This window comes from Stenotrophomonas sp. AN71, assembly GCF_050435725.1.
Classification (GTDB): domain Bacteria; phylum Pseudomonadota; class Gammaproteobacteria; order Xanthomonadales; family Xanthomonadaceae; genus Stenotrophomonas.
This window is the reverse complement of record NZ_JBNDKU010000004.1, coordinates 87,964-105,938: the sequence shown is the minus strand read 5'-3', so window position 1 is coordinate 105,938 and position 17,975 is coordinate 87,964. Positions and strand designations below refer to the sequence as shown.

The window sequence follows — 17,975 nt, the reverse complement described above, 5'->3', positions numbered from 1 at the left end:
ATCAATGCCCGCGCAGGTCGCGCGGGCGGAAGCCCATCGCCAGCATGGCCACGGCGTAGGTCGCACCGCCGCCACCAACCAGCAGCGACAGGCTGCCGATCCGCTGCCAGACGCCCATCGCCGAGAAGGCCGGCAGCCAGTACAGCAGCGCCAGCAGCGCGGCAACCATGGCCGTGCAGGCCAGCAGCAGGCGTACCAGATAGCCGCCCCAACCCGGCCGGCGCTGGTAGACATCGGTCTTGCCCAGCCAGTACCAGAGCAGGCCCAGGTTCAGGTAACTGGACAGCGCGCTGGCAATGCCCAGCGCCAGGTGCAGGCCCGGCTGCTTGCCGAGGGCGGCCATCACGCCCTGCGCCTTCAGCGCATCGGGCACCATCACCTGGTACAGCACCGCCAGCAGGATGAAGTTGAACACCATGTTGGCCACCAGCGCAGCCACGCCGGCGCGCACCGGGGTCTTGGTGTCCTGGCGTGCGTAGAACGCCGGCAGCACCACCTTCAGCAAGGCAAATGCCGGCAGGCCGAAGCTCAGGCCATAGACAGACAGCGCGGTCATGCGGGTGTCGAACGCGCTGAACTGGCCATGCTGGAAAATGGTGGCGATCAGCGGTTCGGCCAGCAGCAGCAGGCCCAGCATCGCCGGCACCGAGATCAGCAGGGTCATGCGCAGGCCCCAGTCCAGCGAGCGCGAGAAACCCTCACGGTCGGTGCTGACATGGTGGCGGGCCAACGCCGGCAGGATCACCGTGCCCAGCGCCACGCCGAACACGCCCAGCGGCAGTTCCAGGAAGCGATCGGCCAGCGACAGCCAGGACTGCGAGCCGTCGGTCAGCTTGGCGGCGATGACGGTATCCAGCAGCAGGTTGATCTGCGCCACCGAGGAACCGAACAGGGTCGGCACCATCAGCGTCATCACCTTGCGCACGCCCGGATGGCTCCAGCCCCAACGCGGCAGGGTCAGCAGGTTGATGCCCTTCAGCGACGGCAGCTGGAACAGCAGCTGCAGGAAGCCGGCGGCCAGCACCGCCCAGCCCAGCGCCAGGATCTGCTTTTCCGGAGTGCCACCCAGCCGCGGCGCCAGCCACAGCGCGCCGGCGATCATGCACAGATTGAGGATCACCGGGGTCAATGCCGGCATCGCGAAGCGCTGGAAGCTGTTGAGCGCGCCACCGGCCAGGGCGGTCAGCGAGACGAACAGCAGGAATGGAAAAGTCAGGCGGAACAGGTCGACCAGCAGGCCCTGCTTGACCGGATCCGTATCAACACCACTTGAGAACACCGAGGCCAGCTGCGGCGCGAAGATCAGCGCCAGCGCGGTGACCAGCATCAGCACCCCACCCAGGGTGCCGGCGGTGCGGGCCATCAGTTCGCGCAGCTCGGCGTGGCTGCGGGTTTCCTTCACTTCGGTGAACACCGGCACGAAAGCGGTGGCGAAGGAGCCTTCGGCGAACAACCGGCGCAGGAAATTGGGTACCCTGAAGGCGACCCAGAAAGCATCAGTGATGGCGTTGGTGCCGAACGTGGTGGTCACCACGAAGTCCCGGACAAGTCCGAGAACGCGCGAGACCATGGTCATGCTGCTGAACGACAGCAGGCCCCGCAACAACTTGGGTGAACTCACTCAGCGTCCCTCTTGACAATCGACTTGACGTGCATTTCTTACGCCATCATACTAGCTAGCTTGCTGTTCCCATAACACCGATTTTTTCAGGAAACCACCACCGTGGCCAATATCAAGTCCGCCAAGAAGCGCGCCAAGCAGACCGTCGTGCGCAACGCGCGCAACGTGGCTCAGCGCTCGATGCTGCGCACCGCTGTCAAGAAAGTGATCAAGGCTCTGGACGCCAACGACGCCGCCGGCGCCGAAGCCGCCTTCGCCGTTGCCCAGCCGATCCTGGATCGCTTCAGCGCGCGTGGCCTGATCCACAAGAACAAGGCTGCTCGCCACAAGAGCCGCCTGAACGACCGCATCAAGGCCCTCAAGGCCGCCTGATCCGGCGTTGCCGCCCTGCCCTTCGGGGCCGGGCAGCAGACAAAAGCCCGGCCTCGGCCGGGTTTTTTGTTGCCTGCGAATCCACCCGGACCCGCCCGGGGTCAGATCCCCTTTCCTGCGGAAAGGGATCTGACCCCATCCTTCCGGCGCAAACGAAAAACCCGGCCGAAGCCGGGTTTTTCGCACGGAACCCCAACGGCGTCGTTACGCGTTGCGGGCAGCCTCCAGCTCGTCTTCCTTCTGCCGATCGAAGAAGGCCATGATCCGGCTCATGATCGGGAAGGTGCCTTCACGGCCCAGTGCCGAGACCAGGAACCACGGCTCCTTCCAGCCCAGCTCGGCCACGATCTGCTCGGCCGCGGCCTTGGCCTCGTCCTCGAACATCAGGTCAGCCTTGTTCAGCACCAGCCAGCGCGGCTTGTTCAGCAGCTCCGGGTCGTGCTTCTCCAGCTCGCGCTCGATCGCACGCACCTGCTCCACCGGCGAGATGCCCTCCACGCCACCTTCCATCGGCGAGATGTCCACCAGGTGCAGCAGCAGACGGGTGCGCTGCAGGTGGCGCAGGAACTGCGCGCCCAGACCAGCACCATCGGCCGCACCTTCGATCAGGCCGGGAATGTCGGCAATCACGAAGCTGCGGTAGTTCTCCACCTTCACCACACCCAGGTTCGGGTACAGCGTGGTGAACGGGTAATCGGCCACCTTCGGCGTCGCCGCCGAAACGGCGCGGATCAGGGTGCTCTTGCCGGCGTTGGGGAAGCCCAGCAGGCCGACGTCGGCCAGCAGCTTCAATTCCAGCTTCAGCGTGCGCTCCTCACCCGGCTCACCCGGCAGCGCCTGGCGCGGCGAACGGTTGGTCGAGCTCTTGAAGTGCATGTTGCCGAGCCCGCCGCGGCCACCCTGGGCCACCAGCAGACGGTCGTTGTGCTGGGTCAGGTCGCCGATGATTTCGTCGGTGGCGACATTGATGACCACGGTGCCGACCGGCACGGTGATGGTCAGGTCTTCGCCACCCTTGCCATAGGCCTGCCGGCCCATGCCGTTCTCGCCACGCTGCGCCTTGAAGATGCGGTCATGACGGAAGTCGACCAGGGTGTTCAGATTCTCGTCGGCGCGGATGTACACGCTGCCGCCGGCACCGCCGTCGCCGCCGTCCGGGCCGCCGAGCGGAATGAACTTCTCGCGACGGAAGCCAATGCAGCCGTTGCCGCCGTTGCCGGCGAACACTTCGATTTCTGCTTCGTCTACCAGTTTCATTGTTTCGATGCCTGCGATGGGCGCGACCTGCGGGCCGCCGCCTTGCTTGAATGTCGTGCCGGATGCTCTCCGGCCACCGGGGCCAGGCCCCGCGATCGGGCCGTGCCCGTTGTACCACTGATTCCAACGAAAAGCCCCGCCGAAGCGGGGCTCTTCATGCAGCGCGCGATTCGACCAGCAAAGCCATGCCGGGGCATGGCTGCCAGACAAGCCTTATCAGGCTTCGACCGACACGACGCTGACGGTGCGACGCTTCTTGGCGCCCTTGACCGAGAACTCCACCTTGCCGTCCACGAGGGCGAACAGGGTGTGGTCACGGCCCAGGCCAACGCCGGAACCCGGGTGGAACTGGGTGCCGCGCTGACGCACGATGATGTTGCCGGCTTCGATGGCCTGGCCGCCGAAGATCTTGACGCCCAGGTACTTCGGGTTGGAGTCGCGACCGTTGCGCGAAGAGCCTACGCCTTTTTTATGTGCCATGACCTATCTCCTTACTTGCTGCCACCGGCAATGCCGGTGATCTCGATTTCGGTGTAGTACTGACGGTGACCCTGGCGCTTCATGTGGTGCTTGCGGCGACGGAACTTGATGATCCGGACCTTGTCAGCACGACCCTGGGACAGGACGGTGGCAGTGACCGCAGCGCCGCTCAGGGCGTCGCCGATCTTGATGCCATCACTGTCGCCGAGCAGCAGGATGTTGTCGAACTTGATCTCGCTGCCGACTTCGACTTCGAGCTTTTCAATGCGGAGCTTTTCGCCCTGCGCCACGCGGTATTGCTTACCGCCGGTGACCAGTACTGCGTACATGACCAGACTTCCTCTGTAGTTATTGTGGTCTATGGACTGCCGCCATCGAGGGCGGACAGGAGCGGAATTGTACGCAGGTCGGCGAGCGCGGGTCAAGTCAACCCCTGAACGGCCTGGAGGGCCCGGCCGGAACGGGGTCAGATCCCTTTTCACAACGTGAAAAGGGATCTGACCCCTGCCTGTCGGCCTGTCTCACAAGGTGAGACACCGGGCTGGCATTGTCGCCCATTGCCCCCATCTGGTCACCTCGGTAGGCTGACCGATTGCCGTTCCCTGCTGGCCCGGCACCCAGCCAACGCCCCCACAACCGGATCCCCCATGGCGATGGATTTCATCCGCATCCGCGGCGCGCGGACGCACAATCTGAAGAACCTCGACCTCGACCTGCCCCGCGACAAGTTGATCGTGATCACCGGCCTGTCCGGTTCGGGCAAGTCCTCGCTGGCGTTCGACACCATCTATGCAGAAGGCCAGCGCCGCTACGTCGAGTCGCTGTCGGCCTATGCACGCCAGTTCCTGAGCGTGATGGAAAAGCCGGACCTGGACCATATCGAGGGCCTGTCCCCGGCCATCTCGATCGAGCAGAAGTCGACCTCGCACAACCCGCGTTCGACGGTCGGCACGATCACCGAGATCTACGACTACCTGCGCCTGCTGTACGCGCGCGTCGGCACCCCGCGCTGCCCGGACCACGGCTACCCGCTGGAAGCGCAGACGGTCAGCCAGATGGTCGACCAGGTGCTGACCCTGGACCCGGAACAGCGCTACATGCTGCTGGCCCCGGTCATTCGCGACCGCAAGGGCGAGCATGCCCAGGTGTTCGACCAGCTGCGCGCGCAGGGCTTCGTGCGTGTGCGCGTGGACGGCGAACTGCATGAGATCGATGCGGTGCCGCCGCTGGCGCTGCGCCAGAAGCACACCATCGAGGCGGTGATCGACCGCTTCCGCCCGCGCGAGGACATCAAGCAGCGCCTGGCCGAGAGCTTCGAGACCGCGCTGAAGCTGGGCGACGGCATGGCCTCGGTGCAGAGCCTGGACAATGCCGAAACCGCGCCTGCGCTGTTCTCCTCCAAATACTCCTGCCCGGTGTGCGATTACTCGCTGCCGGAACTGGAGCCGCGCCTGTTCTCGTTCAACGCACCGATGGGCGCCTGCCCCGGTTGCGATGGCCTGGGCGTGGCCGAATTCTTCGACCCGTCGCGCGTGGTGGTGCATCCAGAACTGTCGCTGGCCGCCGGCGCGGTACGCGGCTGGGATCGCCGCAACGCCTACTACTTCCAGCTGATCGCCTCGCTGGCCAAGCACTACACGTTCGACGTCGATGCGGCGTGGAACTCGCTGCCGGAGAAGGTGCGGCAGGCGGTGCTGTACGGCAGCGGCGATGAAGCGATCACCTTTACCTACTTCACCGAAGCCGGTGGCCGCACCCAGCGCAAGCATCGCTTCGAGGGCATCATTCCCAACCTCGAGCGCCGCTACAAGGAAACCGAATCGCCGGCGGTGCGCGAAGAGCTGTCCAAGTACATCAGCGAACAGCCGTGCCCGGAATGCCATGGCGCGCGCCTGAACAAGGCGGCACGCAACGTGTTCGTGGCCGACCGCCCGCTGCCGGACCTGGTAGTGCTGCCGATCGACGAGGCGCTGAAGTTCTTCAGTGAACTGAGCCTGCCGGGCTGGCGCGGCGAGATCGCCTCGAAGATCGTCAAGGAAATCGGTGAGCGCCTCGGCTTCCTGGTCGATGTGGGCCTGGACTACCTGACCCTGGAGCGCAAGGCCGACACCCTGTCCGGTGGCGAGGCGCAGCGCATCCGCCTGGCCAGCCAGATCGGCGCCGGCCTGGTTGGCGTGATGTACGTGCTGGACGAGCCGTCGATCGGCCTGCACCAGCGCGACAACGAACGCCTGCTCGGCACGCTGACCCGCCTGCGTGACCTCGGCAACACGGTGATCGTGGTCGAGCATGACGAGGATGCGATCCGCCTGGCCGACTACGTGCTGGACATCGGCCCGGGCGCGGGCGTGCATGGCGGCGAGATCGTCGGCCAGGGCACCCTGCAGGACATCCTGGAGGCACCGCGCTCGCTGACCGGCCAGTACCTGTCGGGCAAGCGTGCGATCGAGATCCCGGCACGCCGGCACAAGCCGAACCCGAAGATGACCCTGCACCTGCGCGGGGCCAGTGGCAACAACCTAAAGGGCGTGGACCTGGCGATTCCGTCGGGCCTGTTGACCTGCGTGACCGGCGTGTCCGGCTCGGGCAAGTCGACCCTGATCAACGACACCCTGTTCTCGCTGGCCGCCAACGAGATCAACGGCTCCTCGCACCCGATCGCCCCGTACAAGGAGATCGATGGCCTGGACCTGTTCGACAAGGTGGTGGACATCGACCAGTCGCCGATCGGCCGCACCCCGCGTTCGAACCCGGCCACCTACACCGGCCTGTTCACCCCGCTGCGCGAACTGTTCGCACAGGTGCCCGAAGCGCGTGCACGTGGCTACTCACCGGGGCGCTTCAGCTTCAACGTGCGTGGCGGCCGCTGCGAAGCCTGCCAGGGCGATGGCCTGATCAAGGTCGAGATGCACTTCCTGCCGGACGTGTACGTGCCCTGCGACGTCTGCCACGGCAAGCGCTACAACCGCGAGACGCTGGAGATCCTTTACAAGGGCTTCAACATCAACGACGTGCTGCAGATGACCGTCGAGGATGCGCTGCGGCTGTTCGAGCCGGTGCCGTCGATCGCGCGCAAGCTGGAAACCCTGGTCGACGTCGGCCTGAGCTACATCAAGCTGGGCCAGAGCGCGACCACGCTGTCCGGTGGTGAAGCGCAGCGCGTGAAACTGTCCAAGGAACTGTCGCGCCGCGATACCGGCCGTACCCTGTACATCCTCGACGAGCCGACCACCGGCCTGCACTTCCATGACATCGAAGCGCTGCTGGGCGTGCTGCACAAGCTGCGCGACGAAGGCAACACGGTGGTGGTGATCGAGCACAACCTGGACGTGATCAAGACCGCCGACTGGATCGTCGACCTGGGTCCGGAAGGCGGCCATCGCGGTGGCACCATCCTGGTCACCGGCACGCCGGAAGACGTGGCGGCCTGCCCGCAGTCGTACACCGGCCAGTTCCTGGCCCGCATGCTGCCTTCCACCAGCGCACGCCCGGAGCAGCCGGCGGCCGTGGCCAACAAGCCCGACGCCCGCCCGCCGCGCAAGGTGAAGCCCGAGAAGCCTGCGAAGAAGGCGGTGGCCGCCAAGAGCACCGGCAAGAGCAGCAAGACCGCCACTGCCAGCAAGAAGAAGAAGGACGCCTGATGAGCAGCGAACCCAAGATCCTGGCCCGCATCCCGATCAGCGTGCGCTGGCGCGACATGGACAGCATGGGCCACGTCAACAACGCCAAGTACATCTCCTATCTGGAAGAAGCGCGCGTGCGCTGGATGCTGGGTGTGGAAGGCGTGTCGATGACCGACCGCATCGCACCGGTGGTGGCCGCGACCAACGTCAATTACCGGCTGCCGATCGTGTGGCCCAACGACATCCTGGTCGAATTGTTCGTCGAGCGCCTGGGCAACAGCAGCGTGACCATCGGCCACCGCATCGTCGACCAGCAGGATGAGTCGACGCTGTACTCCGACGGCAATGTGGTGGTGGTGTGGTTGGACACCCAGACCGGCAAGAGCGCACCGCTGCCGGAGGCGATCCGCAGCGCGTCGAGCTGACACATCTGGTAGATGCCGACCTTGGTCGGCACCGGCCCGCCGGGCATGGCCCGGCGCTACCGTTCCACATCAAAGGACTGACATGATCCACCAGACTGAACTGAGCGACCTGCTGCCCGGCATGGTCCCCTTCCCCACCGACGTCTTCCCCGCCGACCAGGCTTGGCTTGGCGAGCACCTGCTGCCACTGCTGAAGATCGACCTGGGCGTGCTGCGCCCGGAACTGGCTGGCCAGGTGGCGACGATGCTCTGCCCGATCGAACCGTATGACGGCTGCATCGGCGATGGCACCGAAGAACACCACAACGCATTCACCGGCACCAACTGGATCGCCTTCGAACTGACCGCCGGCAACGAGATGCGCTTCCTCGGCAACAAGGGTTATTTCATCGGCGATGCGGTGCAGGACAAGGACGCGCGGGAACACATCGCGCAGATGCGCGAGAGTTATGCCAAGGCGCGTGACTACCATGCCACGCATGGCCGCCTGGCCTGTTACTCGCGCTATGGCAAGGGTGAAGCCAGCGAGCGCGATTACCTGGATTCGCTGGGCGGCCCGATCGGTTTCGGCAACTGGACGGAGACTGCAGAGATTCCCGCCGCCTTCGAGCTTGGCTTCACCGAGGCTGCCGATGACCCCGACGCCGCGGACGATGCCGAAACCGTGATCATCACCCGCGATGGCCACAAATTCTTCTCCGTAGCCGACGTAGCCGGCTACAACTGGTGCGCCACCGGCGCCGATGCCATCGTAATGCTGTACGAGCCGGAAAGCCGCACGGTGCTGTTCTCTTACGACTGGTCGTAAGCCCGTGCCGGGCATGGCCCGGCGGAACATGCGGTGCGTTACGGCGCCACCTTGCGCGCTATCAATGCCGTGCTGACTTCGGTGCCATCTTCCAGCTGCAGCTGCAGCCACACAGGCTGCCCCTCCTCCAGGGTGCGGTAGCCGTCCATCAGCATCAGGTGCAGGCCACCGGGCTTGAGTACGGCGCGTGCGCCGGGCGCCAATGGCAGGCGCCGGACCTCACGCATGCGGCTGACCCCATCGACGATCGTGGTCTCGTGCAGCGACACATCGCCGAAGGTCGCACTGCGTGCACCCGTGATCGCCACCGCCTTGGCGCAGCCGTTGCGGATCACCGCATAACCGGCAGTCATTGCCATCTTCGGGTTGGGCAGCAACCGCACCCAGCCCTGCTCCACTGTGACGCACTTCGTCTCGGCGGCGGAAGCCGATGCTGCGGCCGCACACATCATCAACAATACGCCAACGAATGGTTTGGTTATCATCGCCCAGGTTCCTTCTTCGCAACGAGACCGCAGCATGACGACGCTCATCGAGGTGATCAACCATGGCCCCATCCGCGAGCTGCGCCTGGCGCGGCCGCCGGTCAATGCCCTGGATACCGAACTGTGCCGGCAGTTGATCCATGCCATCGAGCTGGCCATGGCCGAAGACGCGCACGGCATCGTGCTGTCCGGCAGCGAGCGCATCTTCACCGGCGGCATGGATGTACCGCACCTGCTCTCGCACGGCGATGACAAGCACAAGCTGCTGGACACCTGGAACGCCTTTTTTGGCGCGGTGCGCACGCTGGCCGAGAGCCGCATTCCGGTGGTCGCGGCGATCACCGGCCACGCCCCGGCCGGCGGCTGCGTGCTGGCCCTGTGCTGCGACTACCGGGTGATGGCGCGCAGTGCCGATCCGTCGCGCCCGTATGCCATCGGCCTGAACGAAGTACAGGTGGGCCTGATCGCGCCGGAGGGCATCCAGCGCCTGCTGCGCCGCGCGGTGGGTGTGCACCGTGCCGGCGTGCTGCTCACCACCGGTGCCCTGGTGCCGGCCGAGCAGGCGCTGCAGATCGGCCTGGTCGATGAACTGGCCGAGGGCGACCTGGTGGTGGCACGCGCGGTGGCCTGGCTGCAGAACCTGCTCAAGCAGCCGCGCCAGCCGATGCTGCTGACCCGCGCCATCGCCCGCGCCGACCTGCACGTAGCGCTGCAGCCGGACCTGATCCAGCTCGACCGCTTCGTCGAGGCCTGGTTCGCCCCGGATGCGCAGAACGCCCTGCAGGCGCTGCTCGCCCGGCTGGGCAAGTAAACGGTAGTGCCGGCCGCTGGCCGGCAACCTGGCAATCCTTCCGGGCCCCCTGCGGTTGCCGGCCAGCGGCCGGCACTACCGAAGGCGGGGCCGCGCGCGGCATCGGGGTCAGATCCCTGACCGGTATAATCGGACCCTCTTTCACTGCTGTGGCCGCCCCCTTGAACGACACGCCCGAACCCGTCGTCTCCGAGCTGATCGACCTGCTCACCCTGGAGCGGCTGGAGGACAACCTGTTCCGCGGGCAGAGCCGCGACATCGGCACCAAGTACGTGTTCGGCGGGCAGGTGCTGGGCCAGGCCCTCGCTGCGGCGCAGGCCACGGTCGACAACGGCCGCCACGTGCACTCGCTGCATGCCTATTTCCTGCGTGCCGGCAACATCGACCACCCGATCGTCTACGACGTGGACCGCACCCGCGACGGCGGCAGCTTCTCGGTACGCCGGGTCACCGCGATCCAGCACGGCAAGGTGATCTTCTTCTGCGCGGCCTCGTTCCAGCAGGCCGAGACCGGTGCCGAGCACCAGCACAAGATGCCCGAAGTGCCGCAGCCGGAAGACATCGAGCCGAACCGCCCGCTGCCGGCCGAGGTGCTGGAGCGGCTGCCGATCAAAGTGCAGCGCTGGCTGTCACGCGGCGGCCCGTTCGAATTCCGCCACGTCTACCCGCGCGACGAACTGAACCCGCCCAAGCGCCCTCCCTACCACCAGGTGTGGATGCGCCTGAGCGAGCCGGTCGGCGATGCGCCCGAACTGCACCAGGCCCTGCTGGCCTATGCCTCCGATTTCCACCTGCTGGGCACGGCGACGTTCCCGCACGGCATCAGCTATTACCACCCGCACGTGCAGATGGCCTCGCTCGACCATGCCATCTGGTTCCACCGCCCGTTCCGCGCCGACGACTGGCTGCTGTACTCGCTGGACAGCCCGAGCGCACAGGATTCACGCGGACTGGCCCGTGGCCAGTTCTTCACCCGCAACGGTGTGCTGGTCGCCAGCACGGCGCAGGAAGGCCTGATCCGCGTCGTTCCGGACCAGGCAGCAGCGGCCGCCGTGCCGGCCAAGGACTGATCCGATGCGCCAGATTTTCAGCAGCCAGCGCGTGGAAACCGTTGAAGGCGTGGCCGAGCTCCTGCGCGAGCACGGCATCGAGGTCAAGGTGACCAATGGGCGCTCGTACAAGACCCGCCGCCGCGGCCAGTTCAGCTATACCGAGCTGGGCAACGCCAATGCCTATCCCGCGGTATGGATCGTGCGTGCCGATGACCAGCCGCGCGCCCGCGAGATCCTGCGCGACGCGCGCCTGCTCGACACCACCCGCCGCGACCACCCGACCGCCGAGTTCGCCTTCCGCGACGACGCGCCGGCGACGGGCGGCGGCCGTGGCTGGGCCTGGCGCATCCGCATCGCCCTGCTGGTGGTGATCGCCGGCGTGGCACTGGTGATCGGCCTGCGCCATCGCGGCGCCCCGGCACCGGCCGCACCGGCCCCTGCTCCGCAGGCCCAGCCGCAGCAGGCGCAACCTGCCCCGCAGGCCGCGCCGGAAGAGGAAGAAGTGCGGGTCCGCATCCAGCCCGCCAAGTAACGCACCGGTAGCGCCGGGCCATGCCCGGCGAGCGCAGCGGCCTGGCAGCAGGGCCGCGATTTCACCGTAACCGGTCAGGATTGGAGCCCCCTTGTTGTTCAAGGGGGTGCGCCAACGGCGCGGGGATGAGGTGGAATGCGCGGACCGCAGATGCATCAGCATCTGCGGTCACATTGGGCATGCGGCGCCGTCATGGGACACAATCCCCGCAGGAGCGCCGCCACCATGACGACCTTCGCCGCATCGATCGACCAGACCCTGGAACGCGAACTGCCGGCGGCCGCCGGCGGCTGCCAGCATGCCTATGGCCGCATCGTGCTGGCCTGCCAGAACACCGTCACCGCCATCGCGCTGGCCATCACCCGCGACCGCCAGGCCAGCGAGGACATCGCCCAGGAAGCCTTCGTGAAAGGCTGGCAACAGCTGCACCAGCTGCGCAGTTCAACCAGCTTCCTGCCCTGGCTGCGGCAGATCACCCGCAACCTGGCCCGCGACTGGCTGCGCGCGCAGCGTGGCCGCCCGCTGACCGGCGAGGCCGCCGAGGTCGCGCTGGGCATGGCCGCCGACCCGACGCCGGGCGCGGCCGACCGGCTGCAGCGGGTGGAAGAAGAGATCGCCGCCGAGGACATCATGTCCGCCCTGCCCGCCGACAGCCGCGAAGTGCTGTTGCTGTACTACCGCGAAGGCCAGCGCTCGCAGCAGGTGGCCGACCTGCTCGGGCTCAGCGACGCGGCCGTGCGCAAGCGCCTGTCACGCGCCCGCGCGCTGGTGCGCGAAGGCCTGCTGCAGCGCTTCGGCGAATTCGCCCGCAGCAGCGCTCCGAGCGCTGCGTTCGCTACCGTCGTGGTGTCGATGGTGCTGGTGGCCGCGCCCGGCACCGCCAGCGCCGCGATCCTGCTCGGTACCGGTGTCGGCATCGGCGGCAGCAAACTTGGCCTCGGTGGCGCCAGCGTTGCCGGCGGCACCGCGATGGGCACGTTGACCGCCACGCTGGGCCAACTGCATGTGCTGCCGGTCGGAAGCTGGGGGGCCATCGCTGCCGGCGTCGCCGGCGGAGCGATCGGCAGCTACCTCGGTGCCCGCTTCCTGATGTCGTATGCAGAGACCGAAGGCGAACGCACGCAGGTGCGGCACTTTGTCCGCCTCAACACCGGCACCGCCCTGGTCTGGTGCGTGGCGATGCTGCTGGCGGCGCTGCTGCAGGCCCCGATCTGGGGCCAGATGCTGCTGCTGGCACTGGGTCTGGGCGTGGTCAACTACCAGTGCCTGGTGCCGCTGCAGCGGGTGATGGCACCGATGATCGCGCGCGATTCGGCGCGGCGCGGCCGCAGCGGAACCAACTGGAAATTCGAATCCATGTATGGCCGCAGTGGCATCATCGGGGCGAACGTATTCGTGATCGGTCTGGTGGTGTACACGCTGATGCGCAGCGGGCACCTGTAACGGACAACGCCGGCAATGCGCCGGCGTTGTCGTCATTCACTGCGTTGAAACTCAGCGCTGCGGCTTCGGCGCCGCATTGTCACGCGGGCCGCCATGACGCGGACCACCGTGCATCGGGCCCTTGGCCGCATCGAACTCGGCCTTGCTCAACTGGCCGTCCTTGTTGGTGTCGGCGGCGGCGAACCAGGCGTCCCGCACCTGCTTCATGCGCAGCTCGCGGTCGGCCTTGTCCAGATAGCCGTCCTTGTTGAGATCGAGCTGGTCGAAGCGCTCGGCCAGGCGCGGATCGGCCTTGGCTTCCTCGCGGCTGATGCGGCCGTCCTTGTTGACGTCCAGCTTGGCCCAGCGCTCACCACCGTGGCCACGGCGACCGTGCTTCCAGCGCGGCAGTTCATCGCGCGAGAGCTTGCCGTCCTTGTTCTTGTCCAGCTCGTCGAACTTCGCGGCCAGGCGCGGGTTGGCAGCGGCCTCGCTGCGGTCGATGACGCCGTCACCGTTGGTGTCCAGCTTGGCCGGGCGCTGTGCCGGCGCGGTCGGGGTGTCGGCCGCCAGCGCGATACCGGAAGCGGAGGTGCCGAGCAGCAGGGCCAGCAGCAGGGGGGTACGGATCATGGGGTCACTCCTGGGGATGGGAATTGCGTCGGGGTGATCACTTCACCCTCGGGAGACAACAACGCCCGGGCGCGACATTGGTTGACGCCGCTGCCGGTTCCATTCATCCGGCGGACAGTCGCCGCCACTGCGACGGGCTGGAGCTATGCTGTGCCCATGGCGATACACGGCGACAGAGACGACGAACTTCGACTTTTCCAGACCGGCGAGCACCCCTGCGGGTACTGGTCGGACCGGGTGGCGCGCGACCTGGTGCTGGACCCGCACGACCGTCGCCTCGGCGGCCTGTACCCGCTGGCCCTGAGCTGGGGCTTCCGCCGCAGTGGCGATCTGGTCTATCGCCCCCACTGTGCCCAGTGCCAGGCCTGCGTGGCGGTACGCATTCCGGTGGCGCGCTTCGCCGCGGATCGCAGCCAGCGTCGCTGCGCGGCCCGCAATGACGATCTGGAGGTGCGGATCACCGCCGCCACTGCCCGCGACGACCTGTTCGCGCTGTATCACCGCTACCTGGTGCACCGCCACGCCAATGGCGGCATGGACGACCACGGGCCGCACGAGTTCGAGCAGTTCCTGATCGGCAGCTGGTCGCACACCCGCTTCATGGAAATGCGCCTGCCCGGTCACGATGGCCAGCCCAGCCAGCTGCTGGGGGTGGCGGTGACCGACGTCACCGAGCATGGCCTGTCGGCGGTCTATACCTTCTTCGACCCGGACCATGCCGCTCGCGGGCTGGGCACCTTCGCGATCCTGCAGCAGATCGAATGGGCCCGCCGCGAGGGCCTGCCGCACGTATACCTGGGCTACTGGATCCGTGGGCACCAGAAGATGGACTACAAGCGCCGCTTCCATCCGCTGGAGGCCTATGACGGCCGCCGCTGGCACGATTTCGACAACGATCTGGACGGCCGCTGACAAACCACTGACACCGGGCCGGGTGCACAATACGGCCATGAACGCCCAACCCCTGATGCTCGCCCTGGCCCTGCTCTGCGGCGCCACCGCCCCCGCCTTCGCCAAGTCCCCCGCGATGACCGAAAAGCCGTCCGCTGCGCTGCGCCTGGCCACCTACAACACCTCGCTGTACTCGGACGACGCGGGTGGCCTGATCAAGGAGCTGGAAGGCGACAGCGAACACGCGCGCAAGATCGCCGCCGTGCTGCAGCAGGTGCGCCCGGACCTGGTGCTGCTGAACGAGTTCGACTTCGACGACGCCCATCGCGCCGCCGACCTGTTCCAGAAGCGCTACCTGGGCGTTGCCCAGCCCGGCGGCGGCAAGCCGCTGCACTTCGCCTACCGCTACCTGGCCCCGGTCAACACCGGCGTGCCCAGTGGCCTGGACCTGGACAACAACGGCGTGGTCGGCGGCGAAGGCCGCAGCCGCGGCAACGACGCCTGGGGCTACGGCCTGCACCCGGGCCAGTACGGCATGCTGCTGCTGTCGCGTTACCCGATCGACGAGGCCAAGGTGCGCAGCTTCCAGCTGCTGAAGTGGAGCACGATGCCCGGCGCGATCCGTCCGATCGATCCGCGCACCGGCAAGAGCTTCTACAACGACCAGGTGTGGTCGCAGCTGCGGCTGTCCTCGAAGTCGCATTGGGACGTGCCGGTGAAGACCCCGGCCGGCGTGGTCCATGCACTGGTCTCGCACCCGACGCCGCCGGTGTTCGACGGCCCGGAAAAGCGCAACGCAGCGCGCAACCACGACGAACTGCGCCTGTGGCAGGAGTACCTGTCCAAGGGTGACAAGCCGTGGCTGTGCGACGACAAGGGCCAGTGTGGCGGCCTGGCACAGGATGCGCGCTTCGTGATCCTCGGCGACCTCAACAACGACCCGGTCGATGGCGATGGCCGCCATGAGGCAATCGTTGAACTGATCGAGAATGCCCGCGTGCTGCGCTACCCCACCCCGCGCAGCATCGGCGGCGAGCAGACCAGCCTGGCCTATGCGGCCAAGGGCATCGAGCGCAAGGGCGCGCCGTTCCACGCCACCGGCGATTTCGGCCCGAAGTCCGGCACCATGCGCCTGGACTACGTACTGCCCTCGACCGGTTTCGAATACATCGGCAGCGGCATCTTCTGGCCGGCCAATGAAAGCCCGGAAGCGAAGATCGCCGACGGCAGCGACCACCACCTGGTGTGGGTGGACGTTAAGCCGTAAGGCCCAGCAAAAAGGGGACGGAGGGGATTAAGTCGTTTGTGGAAAAACGACTTAATCCCCTCCGTCCCCTTTTTGCTTTACGGGCGCAGTTCGACGCCGATGGCGTCGGCCGCATCACGCGCGATGGCACGTGCTTCGTCGATCGTTTCGGCGCGCGCCAGGGTCACACCGACGCGGCGATGGCCGTGCACGCTGGGCTTGCCGAACAGGCGCACCGCGGTGTCCGGCACCTGCAGCGCGGCAGCGACGTTGTTGAAGTACGGCACGCCCTCACCGTGCGCCAGCAACGCGCACGAGGCCGACGGGCCGCTCTGGCGGATCAGCGGAATCGGCAGACCGAGGATGGCGCGCGCGTGCAGCGCGAACTCACTCAGCTCCTGCGACACCAGAGTGACCAGGCCGGTGTCGTGCGGGCGCGGCGACACTTCGCTGAACCACACTTCGTCGCCCTTCACGAACAGCTCCACGCCGAACAGGCCCCAGCCACCGAGGTCGTCGGTGATCGCGCGCGAGATTTCTTCGGCCCGCGCCAGCGCCTTGTCCGACATCGGCTGCGGCTGCCAGCTCTCGCGGTAGTCGCCATCCTTCTGCAGGTGACCGATCGGCGCGCAGAACGACGTGCCGCCGGCATGGCGCACGGTCAGCAGGGTGATTTCGTAATCGAAATCGATGAAGCCTTCGACGATGCAGCGGCCGGCGCCGGCGCGGCCTCCGGTCTGCGCGTAGTCCCACGCCGGGGCGATGTCCGCCTCGCGACGCAGGGTGCTCTGGCCCTTGCCCGAGGACGACATCACCGGCTTGACCACGCACGGCAGGCCGATCGCAGCCACCGCCGCGCGGTACTCGGCTTCGGTATCGACGAAGCGGTACGGCGAGGTCGGCAGGCCCAGGGTCTCGGCGGCCAGCCGACGGATGCCCTCGCGGTCCATGGTCAGGCGCGCAGCGCGTGCGGTCGGAACAACCCGCAGGCCCTGCTCCTGTTCCAGCTGTACCAGGGTCTCGGTGTGGATGGCCTCGATCTCCGGCACCACCAGGTGCGGCTGCTCCTGCGCAATCAGCGCGCGCAGCGCCATCGCGTCGAGCATGTCGATCACATGCGAGCGGTGCGCGACCTGCATGGCCGGGGCGTCGGCATAGCGGTCGGCGGCGATCACTTCCACGCCCAACCGCTGCAGCTCGATCGCCACCTCCTTGCCGAGTTCGCCCGAGCCCAGCAGCAGCACGCGGGTGGCGGAGGGGGACAGCGGGGTTCCAAGCTTGGCCATGGCGGTTCCGGCAGCGATGTGAAGGCGGGTGGGCATTCTAGCCGGTCCAGCCCCGGCGCCCTGCCGGCAACTTCCGACGAACGGTCATATGATCTGATATCAATTTGATATCTTTCTATCGAACCCTCAAGGACGTACCGCCATGAAAGAGAAGTCGCTTGCCTCCCTCAACGGCCTCGGCACCCTGGCCGGATCCCTGCTGGCCGGCGTGGCCGGCGGCGCGCTGTTCGTACTGGGAGTGGCGGCCAAGGCCAGCACCGGCTCGCCGAACCTGGTGCTGATGCTGGCCGGCCTGCTGGTCGCTGCAGCAGCGCTCTTCATCCTGGCCGGCCTGTACACGGTCCAGCCCAACCAGGCGGCGGTACTGAGCCTGTTCGGCAAGTACGTCGGCACCGTCAAGGACAACGGCCTGCGCTGGAACAACCCCTTCTATGCCAAGCGCCGGGTCAGCCAGCGCGTGCGCAACTTCGAGAGCGGCAAGCTGAAGGTCAACGAACTGGACGGCAGCCCGATCGAAATCGCCGCAGTGATCGTCTGGCAGGTGGTGGACGCCTCCGAGGCGGTCTACAACGTGGACGACTATGAGAGCTTCGTGCACATCCAGTCCGAATCGGCGCTGCGCGCGATGGCCACCAGCTATCCCTACGACCAGCACGAGGACGGCCAGCTCGCCCTGCGCAGCCATGCCAGCGAGATCTCCCAGCACCTGAAGAACGAACTGGCCGAACGCCTGGCCGACGCCGGCGTGCAGGTGATCGACGCGCGCATCAGCCACCTCGCCTACGCCGCCGAAATCGCCCAGGCGATGCTGCAGCGGCAACAGGCCAATGCCGTGATCGCCGCACGCACGCGCATCGTCGCCGGTGCCGTCGGCATGGTCGAGATGGCCCTGGCCGAACTGCAGAAGAACGGCGTGGTGCAGCTGGACGAGGAACGCAAGGCGCACATGGTCAGCAACCTGCTGACCGTGCTGTGCTCGGACCGCGGTACCCAGCCGATCGTCAACGCCGGTTCGCTGTACTGAACCACCC

General features: G+C 66.9%; 18 protein-coding genes. 11 read left to right on the top strand and 7 right to left on the bottom strand.

Annotation, left to right across the window (positions count from 1 at the left end):
* Position 1: 1 nt before the first annotated feature.
* Positions 2-1,606: a murein biosynthesis integral membrane protein MurJ gene (gene murJ, locus ABH900_RS08420; RefSeq protein ID WP_429622656.1), complete on the bottom strand. Its 1,605-nt coding sequence runs from the start codon at positions 1,604-1,606 to the stop codon at positions 2-4.
* A 117-nt stretch (positions 1,607-1,723) separates the two neighbouring features.
* Between murJ and rpsT the strand changes: the two genes are divergently transcribed.
* Entirely contained in the window at positions 1,724-1,993 is a 270-nt protein-coding gene (gene rpsT / locus ABH900_RS08415) for a 30S ribosomal protein S20 (RefSeq protein WP_005408560.1), read from the top strand.
* A gap of 204 nt (positions 1,994-2,197) precedes the next feature.
* Here rpsT and cgtA read toward each other — a convergent pair whose 3' ends face one another.
* The 3 genes from cgtA to rplU all read right to left on the bottom strand — a co-directional run bounded on the left by cgtA (position 2,198) and on the right by rplU (position 4,059).
* The gene (cgtA, locus tag ABH900_RS08410; RefSeq protein WP_429622439.1) at positions 2,198-3,250 is read right to left on the bottom strand and encodes an Obg family GTPase CgtA; all 1,053 of its coding nucleotides are present in this window, start codon (positions 3,248-3,250) and stop codon (positions 2,198-2,200) included.
* A gap of 216 nt (positions 3,251-3,466) precedes the next feature.
* On the bottom strand, positions 3,467-3,730 hold the full coding sequence (gene rpmA / locus ABH900_RS08405) for a 50S ribosomal protein L27 (RefSeq protein WP_004148333.1): 264 nt from the start codon (positions 3,728-3,730) through the stop codon (positions 3,467-3,469).
* Positions 3,731-3,741: 11 nt separating this feature from the next.
* Complete coding sequence (gene rplU / locus ABH900_RS08400; protein WP_004148331.1) at positions 3,742-4,059, bottom strand: 50S ribosomal protein L21; 318 nt, start codon at positions 4,057-4,059, stop codon at positions 3,742-3,744.
* Positions 4,060-4,377: 318 nt separating this feature from the next.
* On the opposite strand from rplU, the gene uvrA reads away from it, so the two are divergent.
* From uvrA to ABH900_RS08385, 3 genes are all read left to right on the top strand, one after another.
* Positions 4,378-7,371, top strand: coding sequence for an excinuclease ABC subunit UvrA (uvrA, locus tag ABH900_RS08395; RefSeq protein ID WP_429622438.1), 2,994 nt, complete (start codon positions 4,378-4,380; stop codon positions 7,369-7,371).
* Positions 7,371-7,778, top strand: a complete 408-nt coding sequence (locus ABH900_RS08390) for an acyl-CoA thioesterase (RefSeq protein ID WP_429622437.1) — start codon at positions 7,371-7,373, stop codon at positions 7,776-7,778. The genes uvrA and ABH900_RS08390 overlap by 1 nt, the downstream gene beginning before the upstream one ends.
* Before the next feature lie 82 nt (positions 7,779-7,860).
* The gene (locus ABH900_RS08385) at positions 7,861-8,586 is read left to right on the top strand and encodes an enolase (RefSeq protein WP_429622436.1); all 726 of its coding nucleotides are present in this window, start codon (positions 7,861-7,863) and stop codon (positions 8,584-8,586) included.
* A gap of 38 nt (positions 8,587-8,624) precedes the next feature.
* Here ABH900_RS08385 and ABH900_RS08380 read toward each other — a convergent pair whose 3' ends face one another.
* Complete coding sequence (locus tag ABH900_RS08380) at positions 8,625-9,071, bottom strand: copper chaperone PCu(A)C (protein ID WP_429622435.1); 447 nt, start codon at positions 9,069-9,071, stop codon at positions 8,625-8,627.
* 34 nt (positions 9,072-9,105) lie between these two features.
* Between ABH900_RS08380 and ABH900_RS08375 the strand changes: the two genes are divergently transcribed.
* The 4 genes from ABH900_RS08375 to ABH900_RS08360 all read left to right on the top strand — a co-directional run bounded on the left by ABH900_RS08375 (position 9,106) and on the right by ABH900_RS08360 (position 12,909).
* Positions 9,106-9,882 carry an enoyl-CoA hydratase/isomerase family protein gene (locus tag ABH900_RS08375; RefSeq protein WP_429622434.1) on the top strand — a complete coding sequence of 259 codons (777 nt, stop codon included), beginning with the start codon at positions 9,106-9,108 and terminating at the stop codon, positions 9,880-9,882.
* 149 nt (positions 9,883-10,031) lie between these two features.
* Positions 10,032-10,952, top strand: coding sequence for an acyl-CoA thioesterase II (gene tesB / locus ABH900_RS08370; RefSeq protein ID WP_429622433.1), 921 nt, complete (start codon positions 10,032-10,034; stop codon positions 10,950-10,952).
* Between the two features lie 4 nt (positions 10,953-10,956).
* On the top strand, positions 10,957-11,466 hold the full coding sequence (locus ABH900_RS08365; RefSeq protein ID WP_429622431.1) for a pathogenicity-like protein: 510 nt from the start codon (positions 10,957-10,959) through the stop codon (positions 11,464-11,466).
* Between the two features lie 225 nt (positions 11,467-11,691).
* Positions 11,692-12,909 carry an RNA polymerase sigma factor gene (locus ABH900_RS08360; protein ID WP_429622430.1) on the top strand — a complete coding sequence of 406 codons (1,218 nt, stop codon included), beginning with the start codon at positions 11,692-11,694 and terminating at the stop codon, positions 12,907-12,909.
* 51 nt (positions 12,910-12,960) lie between these two features.
* Here the strand turns inward: ABH900_RS08360 and ABH900_RS08355 are convergent, their stop codons facing one another.
* A complete protein-coding gene (locus ABH900_RS08355) occupies positions 12,961-13,521 on the bottom strand; it encodes an EF-hand domain-containing protein (protein ID WP_429622429.1) in 561 nt (186 codons plus the stop codon).
* Between the two features lie 156 nt (positions 13,522-13,677).
* Here ABH900_RS08355 and ABH900_RS08350 point away from each other — a divergent pair, with 156 nt between their 5' ends.
* Entirely contained in the window at positions 13,678-14,433 is a 756-nt protein-coding gene (locus ABH900_RS08350; RefSeq protein ID WP_429622428.1) for an arginyltransferase, read from the top strand.
* Between the two features lie 37 nt (positions 14,434-14,470).
* Entirely contained in the window at positions 14,471-15,679 is a 1,209-nt protein-coding gene (locus ABH900_RS08345; RefSeq protein ID WP_429622427.1) for an endonuclease/exonuclease/phosphatase family protein, read from the top strand.
* 77 nt (positions 15,680-15,756) lie between these two features.
* Here ABH900_RS08345 and purT read toward each other — a convergent pair whose 3' ends face one another.
* Positions 15,757-16,944, bottom strand: coding sequence for a formate-dependent phosphoribosylglycinamide formyltransferase (gene purT / locus ABH900_RS08340; protein WP_429622426.1), 1,188 nt, complete (start codon positions 16,942-16,944; stop codon positions 15,757-15,759).
* A 142-nt stretch (positions 16,945-17,086) separates the two neighbouring features.
* On the opposite strand from purT, the gene ABH900_RS08335 reads away from it, so the two are divergent.
* Positions 17,087-17,968: an SPFH domain-containing protein gene (locus ABH900_RS08335; protein ID WP_429622425.1), complete on the top strand. Its 882-nt coding sequence runs from the start codon at positions 17,087-17,089 to the stop codon at positions 17,966-17,968.
* Positions 17,969-17,975 lie beyond the last annotated feature (7 nt).